Source organism: Nocardia sp. CA-120079 (assembly GCF_050955745.1).
Classification (GTDB): Bacteria; Actinomycetota; Actinomycetes; order Mycobacteriales; family Mycobacteriaceae; genus Nocardia.
In genome coordinates, this window is sequence record NZ_CP192088.1 from 1464625 (window position 1) to 1484003 (window position 19379).

The 19379-nt window shown below is 65.3% G+C and carries 22 protein-coding genes and 1 pseudogene; 15 read left to right on the plus strand and 8 right to left on the minus strand.

Going from position 1 to position 19379, the window contains the following annotated elements:
* Positions 1–23 precede the first annotated feature (23 nt).
* Together ACQPYR_RS06655 and ACQPYR_RS06660 are read left to right on the plus strand one after the other, a co-directional pair.
* The gene (locus tag ACQPYR_RS06655) at positions 24–485 is read left to right on the plus strand and encodes an FAS1-like dehydratase domain-containing protein (protein WP_433628843.1); all 462 of its coding nucleotides are present in this window, start codon (positions 24–26) and stop codon (positions 483–485) included.
* A gap of 1 nt (position 486) precedes the next feature.
* The gene (locus ACQPYR_RS06660) at positions 487–984 is read left to right on the plus strand and encodes a MaoC/PaaZ C-terminal domain-containing protein (protein WP_433628845.1); all 498 of its coding nucleotides are present in this window, start codon (positions 487–489) and stop codon (positions 982–984) included.
* Between the two features lie 53 nt (positions 985–1037).
* Here ACQPYR_RS06660 and ACQPYR_RS06665 read toward each other — a convergent pair whose 3' ends face one another.
* The gene (locus ACQPYR_RS06665) at positions 1038–1967 is read right to left on the minus strand and encodes an ACP S-malonyltransferase (protein WP_433628848.1); all 930 of its coding nucleotides are present in this window, start codon (positions 1965–1967) and stop codon (positions 1038–1040) included.
* 127 nt (positions 1968–2094) lie between these two features.
* Here ACQPYR_RS06665 and ACQPYR_RS06670 point away from each other — a divergent pair, with 127 nt between their 5' ends.
* The 5 genes from ACQPYR_RS06670 to ACQPYR_RS06690 all read left to right on the plus strand — a co-directional run bounded on the left by ACQPYR_RS06670 (position 2095) and on the right by ACQPYR_RS06690 (position 6139).
* A complete protein-coding gene (locus tag ACQPYR_RS06670) occupies positions 2095–3147 on the plus strand; it encodes a TIGR03617 family F420-dependent LLM class oxidoreductase (protein ID WP_433628850.1) in 1053 nt (350 codons plus the stop codon).
* Positions 3148–3259: 112 nt separating this feature from the next.
* Positions 3260–4477 carry an acyl-CoA dehydrogenase family protein gene (locus tag ACQPYR_RS06675; RefSeq protein WP_433628853.1) on the plus strand — a complete coding sequence of 406 codons (1218 nt, stop codon included), beginning with the start codon at positions 3260–3262 and terminating at the stop codon, positions 4475–4477.
* Positions 4478–4490: 13 nt separating this feature from the next.
* Complete coding sequence (locus ACQPYR_RS06680) at positions 4491–4985, plus strand: flavin reductase family protein (protein ID WP_433628856.1); 495 nt, start codon at positions 4491–4493, stop codon at positions 4983–4985.
* Between the two features lie 160 nt (positions 4986–5145).
* Entirely contained in the window at positions 5146–5709 is a 564-nt protein-coding gene (locus tag ACQPYR_RS06685) for a hypothetical protein (protein ID WP_433628859.1), read from the plus strand.
* Positions 5710–5797: 88 nt separating this feature from the next.
* Complete coding sequence (locus tag ACQPYR_RS06690; RefSeq protein WP_433628862.1) at positions 5798–6139, plus strand: hypothetical protein; 342 nt, start codon at positions 5798–5800, stop codon at positions 6137–6139.
* 3 nt (positions 6140–6142) lie between these two features.
* Here the strand turns inward: ACQPYR_RS06690 and ACQPYR_RS06695 are convergent.
* Positions 6143–6319: pseudogene (locus ACQPYR_RS06695) on the minus strand (aspartate aminotransferase family protein); the annotation flags it as partial.
* Positions 6320–6379: 60 nt separating this feature from the next.
* Here ACQPYR_RS06695 and ACQPYR_RS06700 point away from each other — a divergent pair.
* The gene (locus ACQPYR_RS06700; RefSeq protein WP_433628865.1) at positions 6380–6538 is read left to right on the plus strand and encodes a hypothetical protein; all 159 of its coding nucleotides are present in this window, start codon (positions 6380–6382) and stop codon (positions 6536–6538) included.
* Positions 6539–6552: 14 nt separating this feature from the next.
* Here the strand turns inward: ACQPYR_RS06700 and ACQPYR_RS06705 are convergent, their stop codons facing one another.
* The gene (locus ACQPYR_RS06705; RefSeq protein ID WP_433628867.1) at positions 6553–7266 is read right to left on the minus strand and encodes a DsbA family oxidoreductase; all 714 of its coding nucleotides are present in this window, start codon (positions 7264–7266) and stop codon (positions 6553–6555) included.
* Positions 7267–7706: 440 nt separating this feature from the next.
* Here ACQPYR_RS06705 and ACQPYR_RS06710 point away from each other — a divergent pair, with 440 nt between their 5' ends.
* Complete coding sequence (locus tag ACQPYR_RS06710; RefSeq protein WP_433628870.1) at positions 7707–8207, plus strand: hypothetical protein; 501 nt, start codon at positions 7707–7709, stop codon at positions 8205–8207.
* A 9-nt stretch (positions 8208–8216) separates the two neighbouring features.
* On the opposite strand, the gene ACQPYR_RS06715 is transcribed toward ACQPYR_RS06710, so the two are convergent.
* Positions 8217–9152, minus strand: coding sequence for an alpha/beta hydrolase (locus tag ACQPYR_RS06715; protein ID WP_433628872.1), 936 nt, complete (start codon positions 9150–9152; stop codon positions 8217–8219).
* A 46-nt stretch (positions 9153–9198) separates the two neighbouring features.
* On the opposite strand from ACQPYR_RS06715, the gene ACQPYR_RS06720 reads away from it, so the two are divergent.
* On the plus strand, positions 9199–9582 hold the full coding sequence (locus ACQPYR_RS06720; RefSeq protein ID WP_433628875.1) for a MerR family transcriptional regulator: 384 nt from the start codon (positions 9199–9201) through the stop codon (positions 9580–9582).
* 107 nt (positions 9583–9689) lie between these two features.
* Here ACQPYR_RS06720 and ACQPYR_RS06725 read toward each other — a convergent pair whose 3' ends face one another.
* Positions 9690–10022 carry a hypothetical protein gene (locus ACQPYR_RS06725; RefSeq protein ID WP_357467908.1) on the minus strand — a complete coding sequence of 111 codons (333 nt, stop codon included), beginning with the start codon at positions 10020–10022 and terminating at the stop codon, positions 9690–9692.
* A gap of 401 nt (positions 10023–10423) precedes the next feature.
* Here ACQPYR_RS06725 and ACQPYR_RS06730 point away from each other — a divergent pair, with 401 nt between their 5' ends.
* From ACQPYR_RS06730 to ACQPYR_RS06745, 4 genes are all read left to right on the plus strand, one after another.
* The gene (locus ACQPYR_RS06730; protein ID WP_433628878.1) at positions 10424–11473 is read left to right on the plus strand and encodes a helix-turn-helix domain-containing protein; all 1050 of its coding nucleotides are present in this window, start codon (positions 10424–10426) and stop codon (positions 11471–11473) included.
* Positions 11470–12909 (plus strand): pyridoxal phosphate-dependent aminotransferase, encoded by a 1440-nt coding sequence (locus tag ACQPYR_RS06735; protein WP_433628880.1) that lies wholly within the window; start codon positions 11470–11472, stop codon positions 12907–12909. Before ACQPYR_RS06730 ends, ACQPYR_RS06735 begins: the two co-directional genes overlap by 4 nt.
* Positions 12906–13871 (plus strand): hypothetical protein, encoded by a 966-nt coding sequence (locus tag ACQPYR_RS06740; protein WP_433628883.1) that lies wholly within the window; start codon positions 12906–12908, stop codon positions 13869–13871. Before ACQPYR_RS06735 ends, ACQPYR_RS06740 begins: the two co-directional genes overlap by 4 nt.
* Before the next feature lie 163 nt (positions 13872–14034).
* Positions 14035–14598: a TetR/AcrR family transcriptional regulator gene (locus ACQPYR_RS06745; RefSeq protein WP_433628885.1), complete on the plus strand. Its 564-nt coding sequence runs from the start codon at positions 14035–14037 to the stop codon at positions 14596–14598.
* Here ACQPYR_RS06745 and ACQPYR_RS06750 read toward each other — a convergent pair.
* From ACQPYR_RS06750 to ACQPYR_RS06760, 3 genes are all read right to left on the minus strand, one after another.
* The gene (locus tag ACQPYR_RS06750; protein WP_433628888.1) at positions 14586–15743 is read right to left on the minus strand and encodes a permease; all 1158 of its coding nucleotides are present in this window, start codon (positions 15741–15743) and stop codon (positions 14586–14588) included. The two genes, ACQPYR_RS06745 and ACQPYR_RS06750, sit on opposite strands and share 13 nt — an antisense overlap.
* A 34-nt stretch (positions 15744–15777) precedes the next feature.
* Positions 15778–16902 carry a metallophosphoesterase gene (locus ACQPYR_RS06755; protein ID WP_433628890.1) on the minus strand — a complete coding sequence of 375 codons (1125 nt, stop codon included), beginning with the start codon at positions 16900–16902 and terminating at the stop codon, positions 15778–15780.
* A 118-nt stretch (positions 16903–17020) separates the two neighbouring features.
* The gene (locus ACQPYR_RS06760) at positions 17021–17941 is read right to left on the minus strand and encodes an esterase/lipase family protein (protein WP_433628893.1); all 921 of its coding nucleotides are present in this window, start codon (positions 17939–17941) and stop codon (positions 17021–17023) included.
* A 181-nt stretch (positions 17942–18122) separates the two neighbouring features.
* On the opposite strand from ACQPYR_RS06760, the gene ACQPYR_RS06765 reads away from it, so the two are divergent.
* Positions 18123–19346 carry a lipase family protein gene (locus tag ACQPYR_RS06765; protein WP_433628895.1) on the plus strand — a complete coding sequence of 408 codons (1224 nt, stop codon included), beginning with the start codon at positions 18123–18125 and terminating at the stop codon, positions 19344–19346.
* Positions 19347–19379: the final 33 nt, after the last annotated feature.

The following is a 19379-nucleotide window of genomic DNA, read 5'->3' on the forward strand; positions in this document are numbered from 1 at the left end:
GTTCAGACCGAAAGGATTCCGCAGTGAACACCGATTTCAGGGGCCGGGTCTACCCGGTCACCCGGGCATACGAGGTGAGCCGCGAGAAGATTCGCGAATTCGCCTCGGCGCTCGGTGACGACAATCCGGCCTACCACGATGTGGCCGCGGCACGCGCGCTCGGTCATCCGGATCTTGTCGCACCACCGACCTTCCTGGTCACCTTGACCTTGATGGCCGACGACCGCGCCATGTCCGATCCGGAGTTCGGGCTGGCGCGGGCCAGGCTGATGCACCGCGACCTGAACTTCACCCACCTGCGCCCGGTCCATGCCGGCGACGCGCTGACCCTGGCCCAGACCATTACCCAGGTTGACGATCTCGGCGGGCACGGCGTCTTCGCCTTCCGCACCGAAATTCGGTCCGCCGATGACGAACTGGTGTGTGTGGCGACTTCGTCGTTCGTGCAGCGGGCCGAAACGCCGGTAGTCGCGGAGGTGGCCTGAGATGGCATTGGTTGCCAGCACTTGGCTTTTCGATCCGCTGTCCGATCGTCGGCACACCGCGGTGCCATCGTTCGATGACATTCCGGTCGGCTTCGCGATCGGTCCACGCGAGATTGCCGTCACGCGTGCGGATCTGGTCCGGTACGCGGGTGCGTCCGGTGACTTCAATCCGATCCACTGGAGCGACCGGTACGCGCGAATGGGTGGTCTGCCGCAGGTCATCATGCAGGGCGCGCTGACCATGGGGCTGGCCAACCGCGTGCTCACCGACTGGCTCGGCGATCCGGGCGCGGTACTGGAGACCAGCGTCAGGTGCCGCGACGCGGTATTCGTCCCCGATGACGATGACGATGACGATGACGATGCCGGAGCGCGGATCGTGGTGGCCGCGGTGGTTGCGGCACAGCTGCCGCAACGACGGGTGCGGGTGGACTTCACCGTGACCTCCGAGGGTGTCAAGGTGCTCAGTCACGCGAAGGCGGTCGTGCAACTCGTCTGAGCCACCTCAGCATTGGTGTGTCCGGGCCCTCGGTTGGGCCCGGACACACTGCGTTATGCGGCCTCGGCGGTGGGGTCGATATCTTCCGGAGTGCGTATCGCGAGCGCGCGAGCCTCCGGGCGCTCGCGTTCGAGGAGTCGCGTGAGCGGCCCCGCCGGTGCGAGTTCGAGGTGTGGTGCGTCCGTGGCGGCGTGTGCGGCGATGGTCCGCGCGCACAGATCCCAACGGACGGGCGCGGTGATCTGGGCGATCAGTCGCTGTCGCAAGTCATCTGGACTTGTTATGAGCGCGCCGTCACCATTGCCGACCATCGCCGAGGCCGATTCCAGGAAGGCGGCTTCAGCTGCGGCCTTTGCGAAACTCGGTGTCGCTGTGGCCATCGCATCGGTATGGAATGCGCCTGCGACGGTGAGCGGCACGATCCGCAGTCCGCGCGGTCGCGCCTCGATGAAGGCATCGATGCGGTCTTTTGTTCCGGCCGCGACGAATTGGTGGCTGCCGTTCCAATTCGCGACGATCAGTCCGGCCGCGCCGATCGCGGCGACGATGGCCGCATCCGTCGCGCCGTCGCGCTTGGTCGGCATGACGGCCGCCATACCGGACTCGGTCACCGCGCACGCCGCCGACATGGCCGCGCCGCGCACACCGGCCAGGGTGATCGCCGTTGTCGCGCTGATATATCCGGCGCCCGCCGCGGCAGCCAATTCGCCGACGGAATGCCCGGCGAACAGCACGTCATCGGAATCCATCCGATCGCGCAGTAGCTCGAATGACAGTAGTGCGGCGGCGACGATCAATGGCTGCGCGATCGCGGTATCGCCGAGCATTACTTCGTCACGGCTGGCAGGCACCATATCGAAGCCGACGATATCGGACCATTCGGTGATTCGCTTGTGCGCCTGCGGAACCGCCGCCAGCCAGGCATCGAGCATGCCCGGCTGCTGAACTCCCTGACCCGGCGCGGTAATGACGTAGTTGTACATGATTCGACTCTTCCGCAATGGGATCCAATGCGATTCAAACAGCGATCAAATACATCTTTCGGGGAATCGTCGGCATGGTCCGAGAAATGTTTGCATCGTCGCAGAGACCCGATACGGAGGTATCCCCATGAGGTTCGACTTCCACACCACCTCGATGTCGCCGCAGGTGCTCGGCGACGCCGCCGCGGAACTGGAGCAGGGCGGATTCGATTCCATCTGGACCGCCGAGACGAATCACGATCCGTTCGTCGGCCTGGCGCTGGCGGCCGCCCGGACCGAGCGGGTGCGGCTGGCGACCGGACTGGCGGTGGCCTTCGCCCGCAATCCCATGTCCACCGCCATGATCGCCAATGATCTGCAGTTGGTCGCGAAGGGCCGGTTCACCCTCGGCCTCGGCACCCAGAAGCGGAACCACATAACCCGCCGGTTCAGCATGCCGTGGTCCGCGCCCGCCGCCCGGATGCGCGAATATGTCCTTGCGGTGCGCGAGATCTGGCATTGCTTCGGCACCGGCGAGCGATTGCGCTTCCGCGGCGAGTTCTATCGGCACACGGTGCTCAACCCGTTCTTCGATCCGGGCCCGAATCCCTACGGGCCACCGCCGATTCTGCTCGCGGGTGTCGGGCCGCGGCTGATCGAGGTGGCCGGTGAGGTCGCCGACGGATTCCTCGGACACGTCCTGACCACCCCCGAATATCTGCGGAATGTGGTGCGGCCGATCCTTGCCGACAGTCGCGCGGAGGTGGGAAAGACATTGGACGACTTCGATATTCACCTCACGCCGATCGTCGTGACCGGAACCGACGAGGTGTCCTTCGGCAAAGCGGCCGATGCCGCACGGGCGAGCATCGCGTTCTACGCGACGGTGCCCGGCTACCAGGTCGCGCTGGAGTCCTGCGGGCTCGGCGATCTGCATGCCGAACTGCTCCGGGTGGCCGGTGCGGGTCGGCTCGAGGATCTGCCGGCCGTGATCGACGACGCGACGCTGGACATTCTCGGCATTGTCGGGACGCCCGCGGAGGTCGCCCGCAAGTTCTACGACCGCTTCGAGGGCTTGGCCAGCAGTGTCGCGCTTTTCGATAACAGCGGCGACGATCTGGCGCCACAGCTCGAGCTCAATGCCGCGCTGCGCGCCGAACAGGCGCGGAGGCCGGATAAAAGTGCCGTGAATGCGAAATAGAAACGCCGCGAACCGAATACCACTTCCGACCGATCTTCAGCGCCGCATCTCCCGATTCGGCGCGTGCGTTTCTACCGTCGAGTTCGTACCCATTCGTGAAGGAGTCAGTACCGTGACCGTCGAAACCCAGCCGCACGCCATTTCGCTGCCGCGCGGCATTCCGCAACCACCGCCCTCGGCGCAGGCACGAGAATGGCTGTCGCGGATCGCGAAAATCGCGCCCGTCGTCGAGGAATATCGGGAAGCCGCCGAACGGGATCGCGTCACCCCGCGCGCCGTCATCGACGCGATCCGCGATCAGGGCCTGCATCGCATGTGGGTCGGCCGGGAATTCGGCGGCGAACAGCTCGACCTGGCCACCGGATCGCTGGTGCTGCGCGCGCTGGCGCGCCTCGACGCATCGATCGCCTGGCAGGTCGGCGTGCAGGGTGCCATCGGCCGATTGTCGGACTATCTTCCCGAGCCGACCGCGCGAAAGCTGTTCGGCGAGAACACCGAATTGGTAGTCGGCGGTATCAATCCGAGTGGCCGTGCCGAGCGGGTGTCCGGCGGCTTCCGGCTCAGCGGCGAATGGGGGTTCGCCAGCGCGGGTACGCATGCCGAATGGCTGGTATGCGCGGCATTCGTCACCGAAGGCGGTGCGCCGGTAAAACGGGAGACCGGCCCGGAACTGCGGATGGTTTTCGTGCCGAGCGCCGATGCCGAATTCAGCGATACTTGGCACACCACCGGATTGCGCGGTACGGGCAGCAATAACTACCGCGTCACCGATGTCTTCGTACCCGGCGATTTCACCGTCGATCAGGCCGACCTGCTGCGTCCGCCGCAGGCACGTGCCACCCGCGCATATCCGGTGGGCTACTACGACTTCGGACCGTTCACCACCGCCTCGACCGCGGTCGGCATTGCGCAGGATGCTCTCGACTCGATCAAGAAGGTCGCGATCGAAAAGACGCCCGCGGGCGGCACGAGCACCCTGGCGGCCAGCCATACCGCGCAGGAAAAACTGGGCCGAGCGGAGATGCTCGTGCATTCCTCCCGGCTGCTGCTCGACGATGCGGCACAACAGGTTACGGCGTTCGGCGCAACCGGAGGCGACGCTCTCAGCGCGCTGGTGCGGCTGACCAGCTCGACCGTTGGGGAGCAGGCCGTTGCCGCGGTCGAGATCGCACACGCCATGGCGGGCACCGGTTCGCTCTACACCAGCAGCCGGCTCGAGCGCGCATTCCGCGATGTGCACGCGGCGGTGAAGCATATGACGCTGTCGCCGACGAATTTCGAAATGGTCGGCCAGTATCTGCTCGGCGGTCCTCTGAAGATGCGCCGATAGCGAAGGGCCGACCATGACCATCGATCGAGCCGATTTTCTCGCCACCATGTCCCGGATCCCGAGCCCGGTCGCCGTCGCGACGACGATCGGGCCGGCCGGCCCCGCGGGCTTCACCGGCAGCTCGTTCAGCTCGCTGTCCCTGGACCCACCCATGGCACTGATCTGCCTGGACAAATCGGCCAGCACCCACGCAACCTTCGTCTCGGCACAGCTCTTCCTGATCAATGTCCTGGCCGTCGATCAATCCGATATCGCGATGCGGTTCGCGAAATCCGGCGTCGACCGCTTCGCCTCGGGCGATATGCGGCCCTGCGAACTCGACCTACCCGGCCTCCCCGATGCCGCCGCCCGGCTGGCCTGCGAACTGGTGAACGTCGTCGACGGCGGCGACCACAGCATCCTGACCGGCCGAGTTCATTCCACCTACATCAGCAATCGACCGCCATTGGTCTACTGGAACAGGCTGTTCAATCAGCCGACCCCGGTCATCGAGATGGCGGGCACTTAGATCTGCGCCACGTCGAGGGCGTCGAGCCTCGGGGGTTCCCGCTTGTTCTATTGATTGTGTGGAAGCTGCTGCGGTACTCCTGGGCTTCGGCCAAGATGAGACCCGTTGGTATGCGAGTTCTTCCCAGCAACACCCACACTTTCTGGAAGGGAGCTCGAATATGGCAGCACAGGACGTAGCGGAAAAGCGGTCGATGGAAGGCGTCCACGCAGGCGACGAGATCGATGTGGCCAGGCGGGATGCGGAAATGGCACAGATCCAGTGCCAGGCCTTCTGCAATGAGGCGCGCATAGACGCACAGAACGCACGCCAGGCCGCGAGCCAGGCTGCGGCCCTGGCACGTCAGGTGCAGGGGCAGGCGCGGCAGGTGAACAATCAGGCCCAGATCGCGCACCAGAGCGCGATCCAGGCCGTTCAGCAGTCGCAGCAGGCTCGTCATCAGGCGCAGCAGGCCACACATCAGGCGCAGCAGGCCCAGAGTGAGGCGGATCGGGCGCAGAGCCAGGCGCAGCAGGCCGAAAGTCAGGCACAGCAAGCTCAGGGGGAGGCCAACCAGCTGCAGCAGCGGGCGGTCGGTGCGCAAGGCCAGGCCGATGAGGCCACCCAGTTGGCGCAGCGGGCCGAGGATCTGGCGGCGCGGGCGGAGGACCGGGCCAATCAGGCCGACATGCAGCTGAACCATCTCCGGCAGCAGGCCAGGCACCTGCAGATGCTCAGCCGCTGACCAGGCGCAGACCCATGTGATACCGGCGACCGGCCACACCGAGCCAAGTGGTGTGGCCGGTCCCCCCAGCTCACCTACACTGGCCCGCATGTCTGTGCCACGGATGCTCGCATTGTCCGCGTTCGCCCTGATCACGCCCCTAGCGGGCGCGGCGTGCTCGTCCGAAGGGGCCGGGTACAAGTCCGAATGTCAGGTCAGCGGATGTACGGTCACCTTCACGCGTGGCGTGAATGCCAAGGCCAGTGTGCTCGGCATCGAAGCGGAACTCGTTGCGGTGAAGGGCAATACGGTCACGCTGAAGGTGGCCGGTCAGCAGGTCGATATTCCGGTCGGGCAGACCCAATCCACCAACGGGTTCAGCGCGACGGTGCAAGACGTCACCGATGACAAGGTCGTGGTACGGATCAATACCGGCGTGAACGGCAATTGATCCTCAGCCGCTGGTGACTTCGCCGATCGTTTGATCGAGGATGGAAAGGCCGCGGGCTGGTTCGTCCTCGGTGGCGGTCAGCGGCGGGGCGATGCGGAAGACGCCGCCCGTTCCCAGGAGCTGCACGATATTCATGTGCAGGCCGAGCTGTAAACAGCGCCGCGTGACGAGTGCGCCGAGCGGTAGCGACAGATTTCGCCAGACAGATCTGGGATTGCGGACGCGGACTATCGTCGAACTATGGGCGTTATGGGTGAACTGTTCCCCGGGCAGAAGCTGGCCGATGAGGGCAGCGAGGACAGCGACGGTCAGGTGCACCGCCCGCGCGTCGAGATCGATCTCGACGCCGGTGTGGTGCGGCTCGGTCCTGCCGCGAAGCCGACCGACGAAACCGAATAGGACTGTGCCGCAGGTTAATTGCGCGCGGGCAACGCGCATCCGTCGGGGCCGCAGACCTCGGCTCCGCCGATGGTCTGGATGACCGGTTCCCGATCGGCCCAGGCCTGGTCCAGGGCTTGGGCGAAGACTTCGGCGGGTTGGGCGCCGGAGACGCCGTATTTGCGGTCGAAGACGAAGAACGGGACGCCGCTGGCACCGAGTTGTGCGGCTTCCTGCTCGTCGGCGCGCACGGCGTCGGCGTAGGCATTGGGGTCGTCGAGAACGGTGCGTGCGGCTGATTCGTCGAGTCCGGCGGCGACGGCGAGTCGCACCAGGCGCTCGTTATCGGCGAACAGCGACTGTTCTTCGGCGAAATTCGCGCGGTAGAGGGCATCGAGCAGGGCGTCCTGCTTGCCTTCGGCGAGGGCGAAGTGCAGCAGGCGGTGCATATCGAAGGAGTTGCCGTAGTCGCGACCTTCGGTCAGATAGGGCAGCCCGATCGCGGCGGCTTGCGCCCCGATGCCGCGTTCATTGGCGGCCGCCTGGGCCTCGCTGATGCCGTATTTGTGCGCGATCTTGGCGATCACCGGTCCGGATTCGTCGGCGGGCAGCGTCGGATCCAGTTCGAACGAGCGGTGCACCACCTCGACGTCGGCGCGATGCGGGAAGTCGGTCAATGCCTGTTCGAACCGCTTCTTGCCCAGGTAGCAGAAGGGGCAATTGACATCGGTCCAGATCTCGACCCGCACGGTCGACCTCACTCTCGTTCGAACCCCCGGGATTGGCAACAGTTGGGGTTCCGGATCTGTTCCCGGGCTGCGTTGGTGCTCAGTGACCGGCCGGACCAGGCACGAAGCCAGTCGCGCAGCTCGACCGAGCTTCCCACTGGAGGTGAGTTCGGGTGTTCTGCGCCACTTAAGCTGAGCTGATGGAGCAGCCGAACTCCGCCCGAGCCATTACATCTCGACACGGGACCGCGCCGGCGAGAGCGACACAGGGCCGCGCCACGGAGCTGACGGAGCTCCGGGCGCGGCTGGGACCGCTCCAAACGTATTGGGGTTATGTACTGGCGGCGGTCGGCAGTACCGCCACCTTCATCCTGCTTTTCCAATCGTGGATCACCGCGCAGGGGCCCGACGGCAGGGTCGCCGCCAACGCCTTCGGTCGGCTGGAAATAACGTCGAACGCCATGAACGTCTGGTCGAGGGTCGGGCCCAAAACCCCGCCGGTCACCGGCATGTGGGCGATCCTCGCCAGCGCCGCCATCATCATCGCGCTGTGCGCCATCGTGCTGAACATCCGCCTTCGCAATGAACTTCTCGCCCGCCTGACGATGATTTCACTGGCGTGTGCCGCCCTTTTCGTGATCCTGTGCTTGATCTACCTCAATGGCAAAGGTGCCGAACTCAAGGCGATGACCGGTCGCACCTATGATCTGGGCGGTCAGATCGGACAGATATTGAACTGGGCTACCGGTCGAGGCAAACTGGCCATCCCGGGCACCAGTACCGCCAGCTACACATCCGCCAGTCTTACCCACTGGGGATTTCTCGCCGTGGTGACCTCGCTCGGTTCGACCATGGCGGCCATCGCGCAATGGCTGCTCCTGCGTCGTGCGACCGACAATCCGGTGCGCCTGTCGTGGCGGATGCCTATTGTCGTTTCCCGAGCACCGTCGAACCCCGACTGACGCAATTCGCTACCGGGCGAATGCCTTCCGCAGCGCCGCCGCCGCGTCGAGTCGGGCGCGCAAGCTGTCGTCGAAGGGATGCCGGACGAATTCGTGGATCATCCCCGGATAGCGAGCGACCGTGACCGGGACCCCTGCCTGCTCGAGTCGCTGACCGTACTCTTCGCCCTCGTCGCGCAGGGCGTCGTACTCGGCCGTGACAATGAGTGCCGGAGGCAGCCCGGTCAGGTCGGGGGCGAGCAGTGGGGAAACCCGCGGGTCGAGCTTCTCCTGGGAAGTATTCAAGTAGCTGTCCATGAACCAGTGCTGGGCATCGCGGCTGATATTTCCGTACTTGCCCGCGTACTCCGTGATGCTGAAATTCGTTCTGCGGAAATCGAGATCGGGATAGATCAGCAGTTGGAAAACCAGTGCCGGACCGCCGTTGTCGCGCGCCGTGCGCGCAACAACCGCCGCCAGATTGCCGCCCGCACTGTCACCGCCGACGGCAATGCGAGTGGCGTCGACGCCGATGCTCGCCGCATGCTCGGCGACCCACCGCGTCGCCGCGAAGCACGCGTCGGGTGCGGCCGGAAACTTGTGTTCCGGAGCCAGGGGATAGTCGACCGAGACCACGACGCATTCCGCACCGTTGGCCAGACTGCGGCACAGTCCGTCATGGGTGTCCAGATCGCCGAGCATGAAGCCGCCACCGTGGAAGAACACCAATGCGGGGAATGGGCCTTCGCCATCCGGGGTGTAGATCCGGAGTCCGCCTATGCCCGCGACGGTGCGGTTCTCGACATCGGCAACGGGTTCCGGTTCACCGAGTAGCGCGATCTGTCGCCGCCATCCCTCGCGCGCCTGCTCCGGGGTAAAGGTGTGCACCGAGCCGAAATCCGCGCGTGCGAGACGTTCCAGATACGCCTGAACTTGGGGGTGCAGCTCTTCTTCTATTTCGCTCATTGGCCTATCGTCTGACTTGAAGCACGCTTCAAGTCAAGGAGTAGTGATGGTGCTGGATATCGCGGAAGTGGCCACGCGGTCCGGATTGGCGCCGTCTGCGCTGCGGTACTACGAGAAGCGCGGGCTCATCGAACCCGACGGGCGCAACGGTCTGCGGCGTACCTATCAGCCCGAGGTGATCGACCGCTTGGCGCTCGTATCCTGCGCTCGCGCAGCGGGTTTCACACTCGCGCAGATCGCACGGTTCCTCGTGGCCACGCCGGCGGATACCGAACTCCGCCGACATATGGCGGAGAAGGCCCGGCAGTTGGACGAGGACATCGCTCGACTCACTCGCATGCGCGACAGCCTCCGCCACGCAGCCACCTGCACCCACCAACCGCTGGTCGAATGCCCCGACTTCAAGCAGGCATTCGGTTCGGTGCCGTAGTCTTCGGCGTTCCGGCTCGTGAAACAGGGCCCGGCGAGCGGTACTCGCCGGACCCTGTTTCGGCGCGACGTCAGGTGGCGCCGACCCCTCCGCGGCGCCAACTGCCGTTACGCGGCCGGTGTGGTCGGTACCGCGATGCGGCAGTTGGCGCCGGCTTGCCGCCGGTCTCGTTCGACGATGCGGGCGTGCAGCAGCACGACCGCCTGAGCCAATTCGAGGCCGAGGTCAGCGGCCCGGATGGCGGCAATCTCCATGGCGAGCACGTAGTCTTCGGGATCCGGATCGCTCAGGGTCTCGTCGAGCACCATGCCGGTCATGGCCTGCTCCCGTGTCAGCAGTCGGCCGGGCAGCCAGCTCAGGACCCAGCCGCTGCCGGTGTAGCGGGCGGTTTCGGGGGTGATGTCGCTGGTGATCAACCAGTCGGTCAGCCTCAGTGTCATGACCCCTCCCTTGGTCGATCGAAACCATCTGTCCCGGAGCTGGAGCCCCGAATCAGATGTGACGCTGACAACAATGCTATGGATCGCCACTTCTGGATGTCAACTAAGCATAGAAGCTATCTGAAGATATTTCTCAATCAATACTGCTTATATTTAAGCAAATTCGGCCTCGCGTATCTGTAATCTCCTCCGTGAGAGCAGCTTTGAGTACCGCTACGCGCGTTCGAGGTCGTAGATATCGGAGTGGCCTTGCGTAATATCCGCCCCCCGTGCGGTTTCCAGCGATCGACCAGAAAACTTCTATCGTCGCTATCGCCGCCTCGCGGCGTAACGTAGCTATGATGACGTCGGATGACACATCGTGAGCATTGAAAATCCGAGCATAGGGATGGAGGCGCCGCATGGCTGGCTCAGGGCCGGACGATGTGCAGGTCGGGGATCTGGTCCGTCGGCTCCGCACGGAACGCGGGTTCACCCAGGCCGCACTCGCGGCCAAGACAGGTTGTTCGCGCAGCCTGATCCAGCAGATCGAGAACGGGACTCGGGTGCCACCGCTACCGCTGCGCGAACGTCTCAGCCTGGCGCTCGGCCAGGAATTGCCCTCGACCGACGGTATCGCCGACGATCTCGCCGGCGGCGGATATCACGATCTGCGCATGCGCTTCAATGTCCTGCTCGGCAAGGACCCTGAACTCGTCGAGCGGGCGCTCGGCATCGCGGGCAGCCTGATCGATGCGACCTCCGCGCGCGCGGAGATCGAACCGCTGCGCATGATCGCGGATCGGCAGCTGGAGCGGGCCGAGGAAATCCTGGCACAGATCCCCTCGCGCAGCGCGACCGTCTGGGAATGGAATACCGTCAGCGACTGGTTGATGATCCTCGAGCAGGCCAAGGCGTCGGTCCGCGCGATCCACACCGCTGATCTGGGCACCATCGGCGGCGATGTCGGCGACGACTATCACGCCGCGATTCTGCGCCTGGCCGATACGACCCATCCGCCCCGAATCGATGTGCGACGCATGTATGTCCTCGACACGATCGAGGATGTGTGGCCCTATGACGACAAACTGTGGAAACAGGCGCGCGCCGGGGTGGAGAGCGTGCTTGTCAAGCGCGAGCACGCGCGCAATGCGCAGAGCATGCTCATCGTCGACGAAAAGTACGTCGCCGTGGGTGAATACGACTATTCCCGGCAGGCGCGCGTGGCGACTCGGTTCTCGGCGTTGAAGCACGATGTCGCATTCGCGGTGCGCCGGTTCGAGCGTCTCTATGAGCTCAAGGCCGCCGGTTCGGGCATTGTCGTCAACGATCTCGTCGCGGCACCGGAACTGGCCGGCTACGAGCGCCTCACCGAGGGCGATTGCCGTGGTCTGTTCCGTGCGGCGCTGGAACAGAGTTGGCGCGAGATGACCGCGCCCGGAGAGCCGTCCTTAGAAAGTGAGGTGTCGTGACTCGGCAGGCTGAAAACGATCGGCTGCCTTGGCGGACACCGGCACCCAGTCTCGCCGCCCGCACCAATCGCTCCGAGGAGCGCAAGCGGGAAGTGCGTCGGCATCTGGGTGTGCGGCCGCAGTTCGCGGGGACGGGCGAGCGGACGTATTCGGATGTGCTGGACGCCTACCACGGCGAGACCGGTCTGCCGCTCGCCGAAAGTGCCATCGCCGCACTGGATCTGGCATGGCGCGAACTCATGCATACCCAACCCCCGGACGAATACGCAGACGGCACGCTGTACCACAAGCGACAGCCGCTGGTATTGCGAGAGTTGGCAGCGCACAAGCTGTTCGGGCGATTGACCGAGCCGGTCGACGGGATACCCGGGGTCCGGGTAGCTCCGGAGGAGGTTATTGTCTGCCCCTACTCGAGCACCATGCTGCTGGAGGAGGCGGTCGCGACGCTGGCCCGCCCCGGTGGTGTGATCGTGTATCCGGAAGGCCTGTACAAGAGCTCGGGCATTCACGTGGAGAAGTACGGTCTGCGGATGGAGGCCTGCCCGGTCGCGCCGGACGACTCCTTCAAGATCGATCCGGACCTGCTTGCATCCTGCCTGGACTACTTCGCCGACCGTGACGAACTGTGCGGCGTGCTGCTCACGCTGCCCGGAAATCCGGTGTTCACCGACTATTCGGCCGAGGAATTGCTGGCGATCGGCCGGGTGCTTGTTGCCAGTGGGGTACCCGTCATCTGCGATATGGCCTTCGATTGCATGGTGGAACAGCACATTCCGATCGCCGCGGTGCAGATCGCGACCGACGACGGCACGCGTCGGCTGTACGACCAGGTGTTGACCATTACCGGAAACTCCAAGGGCTATAACGCCTTCGGACCGTGCAAACTGGGCGCGGCCTGCTCGGGTGATGCCGAATGGCTGGCCAGGATTCGCGAGCGGCTGACCATTTCGTTCCAGCGTGAGTCGACGCATCTGGCGCGGGCGATTGTCGAGCACACGCCCGAGAGTTATTTCGCGCAGAACCGCGTGCGGATGCTCGACCAGCTGGATCGTGCGCACGGCCACATCGATGCGATCAATGCTCGGTTCGGTGCGAAATTCATTCGGCCGCTGGGCAGTCGGCAGGGCATGTTCCTCACCGTGGTCTTCGATGATGCGGTCCTCGACCAGGCAGGCGTCGAAACCAGTGCGGAGATAGAGGATCTGCTGCTCGCCGGTGCTGGAATCGACAGTGTCGCGCTGGATCGGACCGGCTCCGAGCGACTCGGTGTCCGATTCAACGTGCTCGCGCCGCGCAAGGCGCCAGGGCACGAGTCGGCGGATCTGGTCGACGAATTGTTCGACCGACTCGAACAGCTCCTGTATGAGATCCGGAATGGGCTGACCTATCCCAAAGTGCTGGCCGGGTGCGGTCTGCCGGTCATCGGACAACAATGATTGTCGGAGTTCTACGGGAGACCGCTGCTGAGGAGCGGCGCGTCGCGCTGATACCGGACGACGTGCGCGGGCTCGCGGGCTTGCGGGTCATCGTGGAGCACGATGCGGGCCGGTCCATCGGGTTCGACGACGCGGACTACGTGGCGGCCGGGGCTCAGGTGGGCGAGCGTGCGGAAATCTTCGCACGTTGCGATGTCGTCGTGTGGGTGAAACCTCCGGCATACCAGCTCGATTCGGTGCGACCGGGTACGACCCTCATCGGATTCCAGGACCCGCTGCATCGCCACGACGTGATCGCGGAGCTGCGCGCACGCGGCATCGAATCCGTCGGCTATGAAACCGTTCCGCACTCCCGCCCCGATATCGATGCGCTCTCCGCGATGAGCCGGATAGCGGGCGAAGTCGCCTACGAGCAAGGGCGACAACTCCTTTCGACCGAGGGACCGGTAGGCGCCCTGATCCTCGGCTGCGGTCAGGCCGGACTCGCCGCCATCGCCACGGCGGCCGCCCACGGCGACGAGCCGACCGCATCGGGCAACCGCAAGGAACAGGAGTCCACCGCAATCCGGCACGGCGCCAAGGCATTCCTGCTGAATCCGGACGGGCTTCTCGCCCACCTCGCCGCCGACCCGCCCGCCCTCATCATCTGCGCCGCGGTGCACCGCGGCTCCCGCGGCCCTCTGCTGCTGGACGCCACCGCACTCGACACACTCCACACGGGGACGGTGATCGTCGACCTCGTCGCCAAATCCGGCGGCAATTGCGTTGCCACCGTCCCGGATCGCACCGTAACCCTCCCGAACGGCGTCATCGTCACGCACCGGTCCAACTACCCGACCCTGCGTCCGGTGGAAGCGAGTCACGCGTACAGCGCCCACACCGCCGCCTTGCTGAAAGTCGTACCGCGTTCAGCGCGGAACAGTGATCGGGTCGGTGCAACTGGCCGCCGCGTCGACCAGTGAGCACGACCGGGGTGCCCGAGTCGGATGTTGGTCGCCGGGCCATTGCGGGTGATCGCGGTGTAGATGGCGTTGTGCGCCTGGGCGAGTCGGTCCTGCATACCGGGCAGATCGGTGGCCTGGAGTCCGGCGAAGGCGATCCGTGATTCGTGCCTAAACTGGCCCGATGGCAAAACGGGGTCCCTACGGCAAGGGCATAGCGCGACGGGAGCAGATCCTCGATGCCGCCCTGCGCACGATTGCCGAGCGCGGGTACTCGGCCACCTCGATCGCCGAGCTGGCCGATGCGGTCGGGCTGAGCCAGGGCGGGCTGCTGCACTACTTCGGCTCGAAGGAGGAACTGTTCATTGCCGTACTGCGCAAGCGCGACGAATCCGACGCCTCCGCCTTATACGGCTCCGCCCCCGAGGCGTTCGTCGAGGTGATCCGCCGCAATACCGAGGTCCCCGGCCTGATCGAACTGTTCACCCACATGCAGGCCGCCGCCTCCGACCCGACCCATCCCGCCCACGACTACATGCGGCAGCGTTATCGCCTCGGCATCCAAGCCTTCTCCCACGCGCTGCGCGAGATGCAAACAGCAAGCATCCTCCCCGCCGACATCGACACCGACAGCGCCGCAACCATATTCTTCGCCCTCGCGGACGGTCTACAGGCCCGCTGGCTGATCGACCCGACCATCGATATGGCAGCTCACCTCGAACATGCCTGGCGCCGCTACGTCAGGTGATCGTGCTCGGTGTCGGGGGAGCCGCCCATCATGCGCAGCATCGGGATTCCGCCGGTGCGTACGAAGATCGTCACCAAGGCGGCGGCGAGGACGAGGAAGGCGATATTGAGCCAGGTGGTGTAGTTCCACCGGATTCCTTCCGCCATCACCATGGCGTTGCGCTCGGCCGGGATGAGATTTGTTGTGCCGAATAGGATTTCGACGACATACCCGGCGCCGACCATGGCGGTGTAGAAAGTGCCGAGCAGGATGAGGGTCATGCGAGCGCCGTAGTACTTGCGGTAGATATTGAGGATCGGGAGGATCAGCAGGTCGGCGTAGATGAAGGCGATCACGCCGCCGAAGCTGATACCGCCGTTCCACAGCACCGCGGCCAGCGCGACATTGCCGATCGAGCAGACGAAGGACCCGATCGCCACCAGCGGCCCGACGATCGGTCCCCAAATGGCCGACAGCAGTGGATGATCGGTGAGGAAGAAGCTCTGCCAGAAGGTCTGCGGCACCCATGCGTCGATCGCGCCCGCGATCAGCAGCCCGATGACGAGATCGCGCAGAATCGCGGCCCATTCCATCACGAAAACATGGGAGACCGCGGTGAGTCCCGGCCGCGACAGCAGCCTTCGCATGAAGGAGCCTTCGGCGACGACTGCCATATCCATCGCGGCATGGCCTTCCATCGATCCGGCGAGTCCACGGTCGGCTTGGCGACGGGCCTCCTCGACGAGCTTGGACCGCACGAACAATCGGAAAAGCACCGCGAGCAGCACGATCATAATGGGCCCGCCGACGAATTCGGCCGCGGTGAACTGCCAGCCCATCAGCAGCGCCAGGATGACGCCGAGCTCGATGACGAGATTGGTCGAACCGATTTCGAACGCCATCGCGGCGGTGAAATTCGCGCCCTTGCGGAACAGCGAACGAGCCAGCGCCACGGCTGCGTACGAGCACGACGAGGGGGCCGCACCGAGCCCCGCGGCAATGGCGAGGGTGCGCGGCCGATCATCGCCCATCAGCCGCAGAATGGTCGACTTGCGCACCACCGCCTGCACGACGGCCGACAGCGCGAAGCCGAGAACAAGAGCCCAGAGGATCTCCCAGGTCATCGACCCGGCCAGGGATAGCGCGTGCCAGATAGCGTCCACCACGCGAAGCTATACCCCGACGGGGCAAGTCTCTCGTTCAGGCGCTGCGCAATACGAGGACGGTGACTTCGCTGGGCGCGAAGACCCGGAACTGCGGACCCCAGAACCCGGTGCCACGGCTGGTGTAGAGCTGGGTGTGCTCGCCGTGGCGGCTGAGACCGGCGACCACGGGTTGTTCGAGGCGGACCAGATAGTGGAACGGCCAGATCTGGCCGCCATGGGTGTGACCGGAGATCTGCAGCGCCACCCCGGCCGCGGCGGCCTCGATGACCTGCCTGGGTTGATGGGCCAGCAGGACGACCGGTGCGTCCGGGTCCGCGCCCGCGAGGGCGGCCGTGAGGTCGGGCCCGTGTCCGGGCAGGCCGACACCGGTGGGGTCGTCGATGCCGGCAAGCACCAGCCGGTCACCGCCGCGGGTGATCGTCTCGTGTTGGTTGTGCAGCGGCTGCCAGCCGATCGAGGTCATATGCTCGATCCAGCCCGCCGCGTCGCCGAAGTATTCGTGATTGCCGGTGATGTAGAACCTGCCGAGCGGAGCCTCGATCTTGCCGAGCGGATCGACCTGCGGATGCCGCTTCTCGACCGAGCCGTCCGCGAGATCGCCTGCGTGGCAAGCGATATCGGGCTGCTGGGCGTTCACCACATCGACGACCTTTTCCGACCAGCGCAACCGGTCCAGAGCGGCGTAGTGGGTATCGGTGATGACCACCATGCGCAGCCCGTCGAGCGCCGGTCCGAGTCCGCGTATCGCGACATCCAGGGTGCGCACCCGAGGCACCCGGCGCGCCTCGATTACACCCGAGACCGACAGCGCGGCGGCGATCACGAATACCCCGGCGGCGACGATCCTGGATCGCGCCGGATCGTCCACCCCGCTCACGGCCAAGCCGAGCCCGACCACATTGCCGATCACCGACCAGCTGAAGACCACCCACATCAGCCCGAGCAGGGTGTCGCCGACGATGGACGCCGCATCGTGCTGCTTCGGACCATGACCGAGAAACATCGCCGCGGGCAGGCAAACGAAACCGGCGAGAAAAACCGCCGAGCCGAGCCAGAACAGCGCCCCGTCGGTTGTAGCGCCGACCAAGGTCCACCACGGCACCAGGAACAGCAGGGCGGGAACCGCCAGAAATAGGACGATACGCGGAACGTATTTCACGAAAGTTCATTCCTCGCGGGGGACGGTGCGGCGCACGGTCCCACCACCGGAGCACCATGGGCGTTATCGACGATAACAGCGTTGACGCAAGTGCGTCGGTACCTGCGATTCGTGCATGTCAGCCCTGGCAGGCGGGACCGCTGTACGCCGGATCGAGGGCCTTCTGCACGAAGTAGCCGACGGTGGGGGATTCCGGCAGCGCGCCATGGTCGAACTCGTCGTCCGGGCACAGATCCTGCACCCAGACATTGTCGACGGTGGCCCCGATTCCGGCTTTGAGAAAGGTGGTCTCGGGCGGGGTGACGACCCGATCGAGACGGCTGGCGATAACCGTGTACTTGACTCCCGGCTCGGTATCGCCCCCCGCATTGAGGCTGCGCAGGAATTCACTATCGATCAGCTGTTGCGCCGCGGCCGTGCCGAGGTATCTCGCGATCACGCCGAGGATCGGTGCCTGCGCACTTCCGGTCGGCAGCAGAAAGCCGAGCCCTTCGGCGGTGGTGCCGTGGTTGGTCGCCGCGATGGTGACCAGATGGTCCACCTTGTTATCTGCCGGATTCTGCTGATTCGCGCCGCCGTCGAACCGCATGAATTGCCGCACCAGCGGACCACCCTGGGAATGCGCGACGATATCCACCTTCGGTGTACCGGTGGCCGCTCGCACCTCGTCGACGAATCGCGCGATTTCCCTGGCCGAGTTGCGCATATCCGCGGTGCCGTAGACCCCGGGTTGTGCACCTCGCATACTGGAGATCGCGCGCCCGTAACTCAGCGAGAATACGCAGTAGCCCTGCGCTTTCAGCTGCGGTGCGAGCACATCCCACGAGTTCTGATTCCCCCATGTGCCGTGCACCAGGACGACGGGTTGTGGATGCGCCGCCGACGGGCGGCAGGTCCAATCATTCGCACCGGCCGGTGGCACGCTTCCGTCCGGATGTGCATCGTCGGCGTGCGCCGGGGTGCACAAGCCGAACAGTGTGCCGATGAGTACCGCGGGCACGATAATCGGTAGGAGAAGACGCGAACTTTTCGCAAACACCGCAAACGCTCCTTCGCTCACAAATCGGGACCTGCAAACGAAACACGCCATCGGCTCGGTGATCTGGGCCGAAACGGCTGACAATCGCCTGGTTAATAACATGGCAGCGAATGTGGAGCAAATATGCTCGGTCGGCTGGCGAGTCGCGGAAATACGAGTCGGCGGTGTCACGATGGTCCGTGTGGTCGTTCGAGAGGAACCCGAATTCATGCGCAGCACACCGCGTTCGGTAATCGCACTGCTCGCCGCGGCACTGCTCGTAACCCCTGCCTGCGGGTCCGATAACGCACCGGCGGTCGTACGCGGCGAAGTTGTCAGCACCACGCCGGTCACGCAGCTGTCGGCGGAACAGACAACGACCTATCTGGCCAGCGCGAATATCGGCACCCCCGCGCGCAATGGCGTCGACGCCTATCGTGTCGTCTACCGAACCGTCACTGCGGAGGGCGCTGCGACCACGGCGAGCGGCCTTGTCGTGCTGCCGCGCACCGAGTCTCGACGGCTGCGCGTCGTCACCTATGAGCACGGCACGTTGGTGCTGAAAAGCGATGCGCCCTCGGTGAACGACACGCGCGCAGATCGGGCCCGCACCATCATGTTCGCCGCGGCGGGCTATGCGGCCGTCGCGCCGGACTACCTCGGCCTCGGCGAAGGCCCGGGCACGCATCCCTACACTCATGCGCCCTCGGAGGTCAGCGCCTCGGTCGATCTGCTGCGCGCCGCCCGCACCATGGCCGCCGGACAGCAGCACGACCTCGACGCCGATGTCCTGGTCACCGGTTTCTCCCAGGGCGGCCAGGCCGCGACGGCACTGGGCAAAGCGCTACAGGGCGGTGACGCCCCCGGCTTCGGGCTGGCCGCCCTGGCGCCGATCAGCGGCCCCTACGACGTTCAGCACGTCGAGACGCCCGGCGCCATCGAGGGCCGGGTCCTCCCGGCGGTCGCGGTCTTCTATCTCGCCTACTGGATCACCGCGATGAACCGGATCTACCACCTCTACGACCGGCCTGCCGACGCCTTCCAGGAACCGATTGCCGATCGCATCGAACAACTCTTCGACGGACAGCAGAACGAGATCACCATCGGCACGGCCCTACCCGTGCGTCCCGAACTCCTGCTGACGCCGAAGTTCCTTGCCCTGGCGCAAGATCCGACCGGAACCGCGCGCGAAGCGGTGGCCGCCAGCGACGGCACCTGCGACTGGACCCCGCGCGTTCCGGTCCACCTATACGCCGCCACCGGCGATCGAAATGTGCTCTACGCCAATGCCGAACACTGTCTGCAAGCCATGCGCACCCACCGGGCCACCCTCACCGATCTCGGCGATATCGACCACTCCGCCAGCGCGCGCGTCGCGCTCCCGCAGATCCTCGACTGGTTCCGACGCGAAATTCCGGCGACCTGAACAGTTACCGCACCCAGCGGTCCAAATCCCATG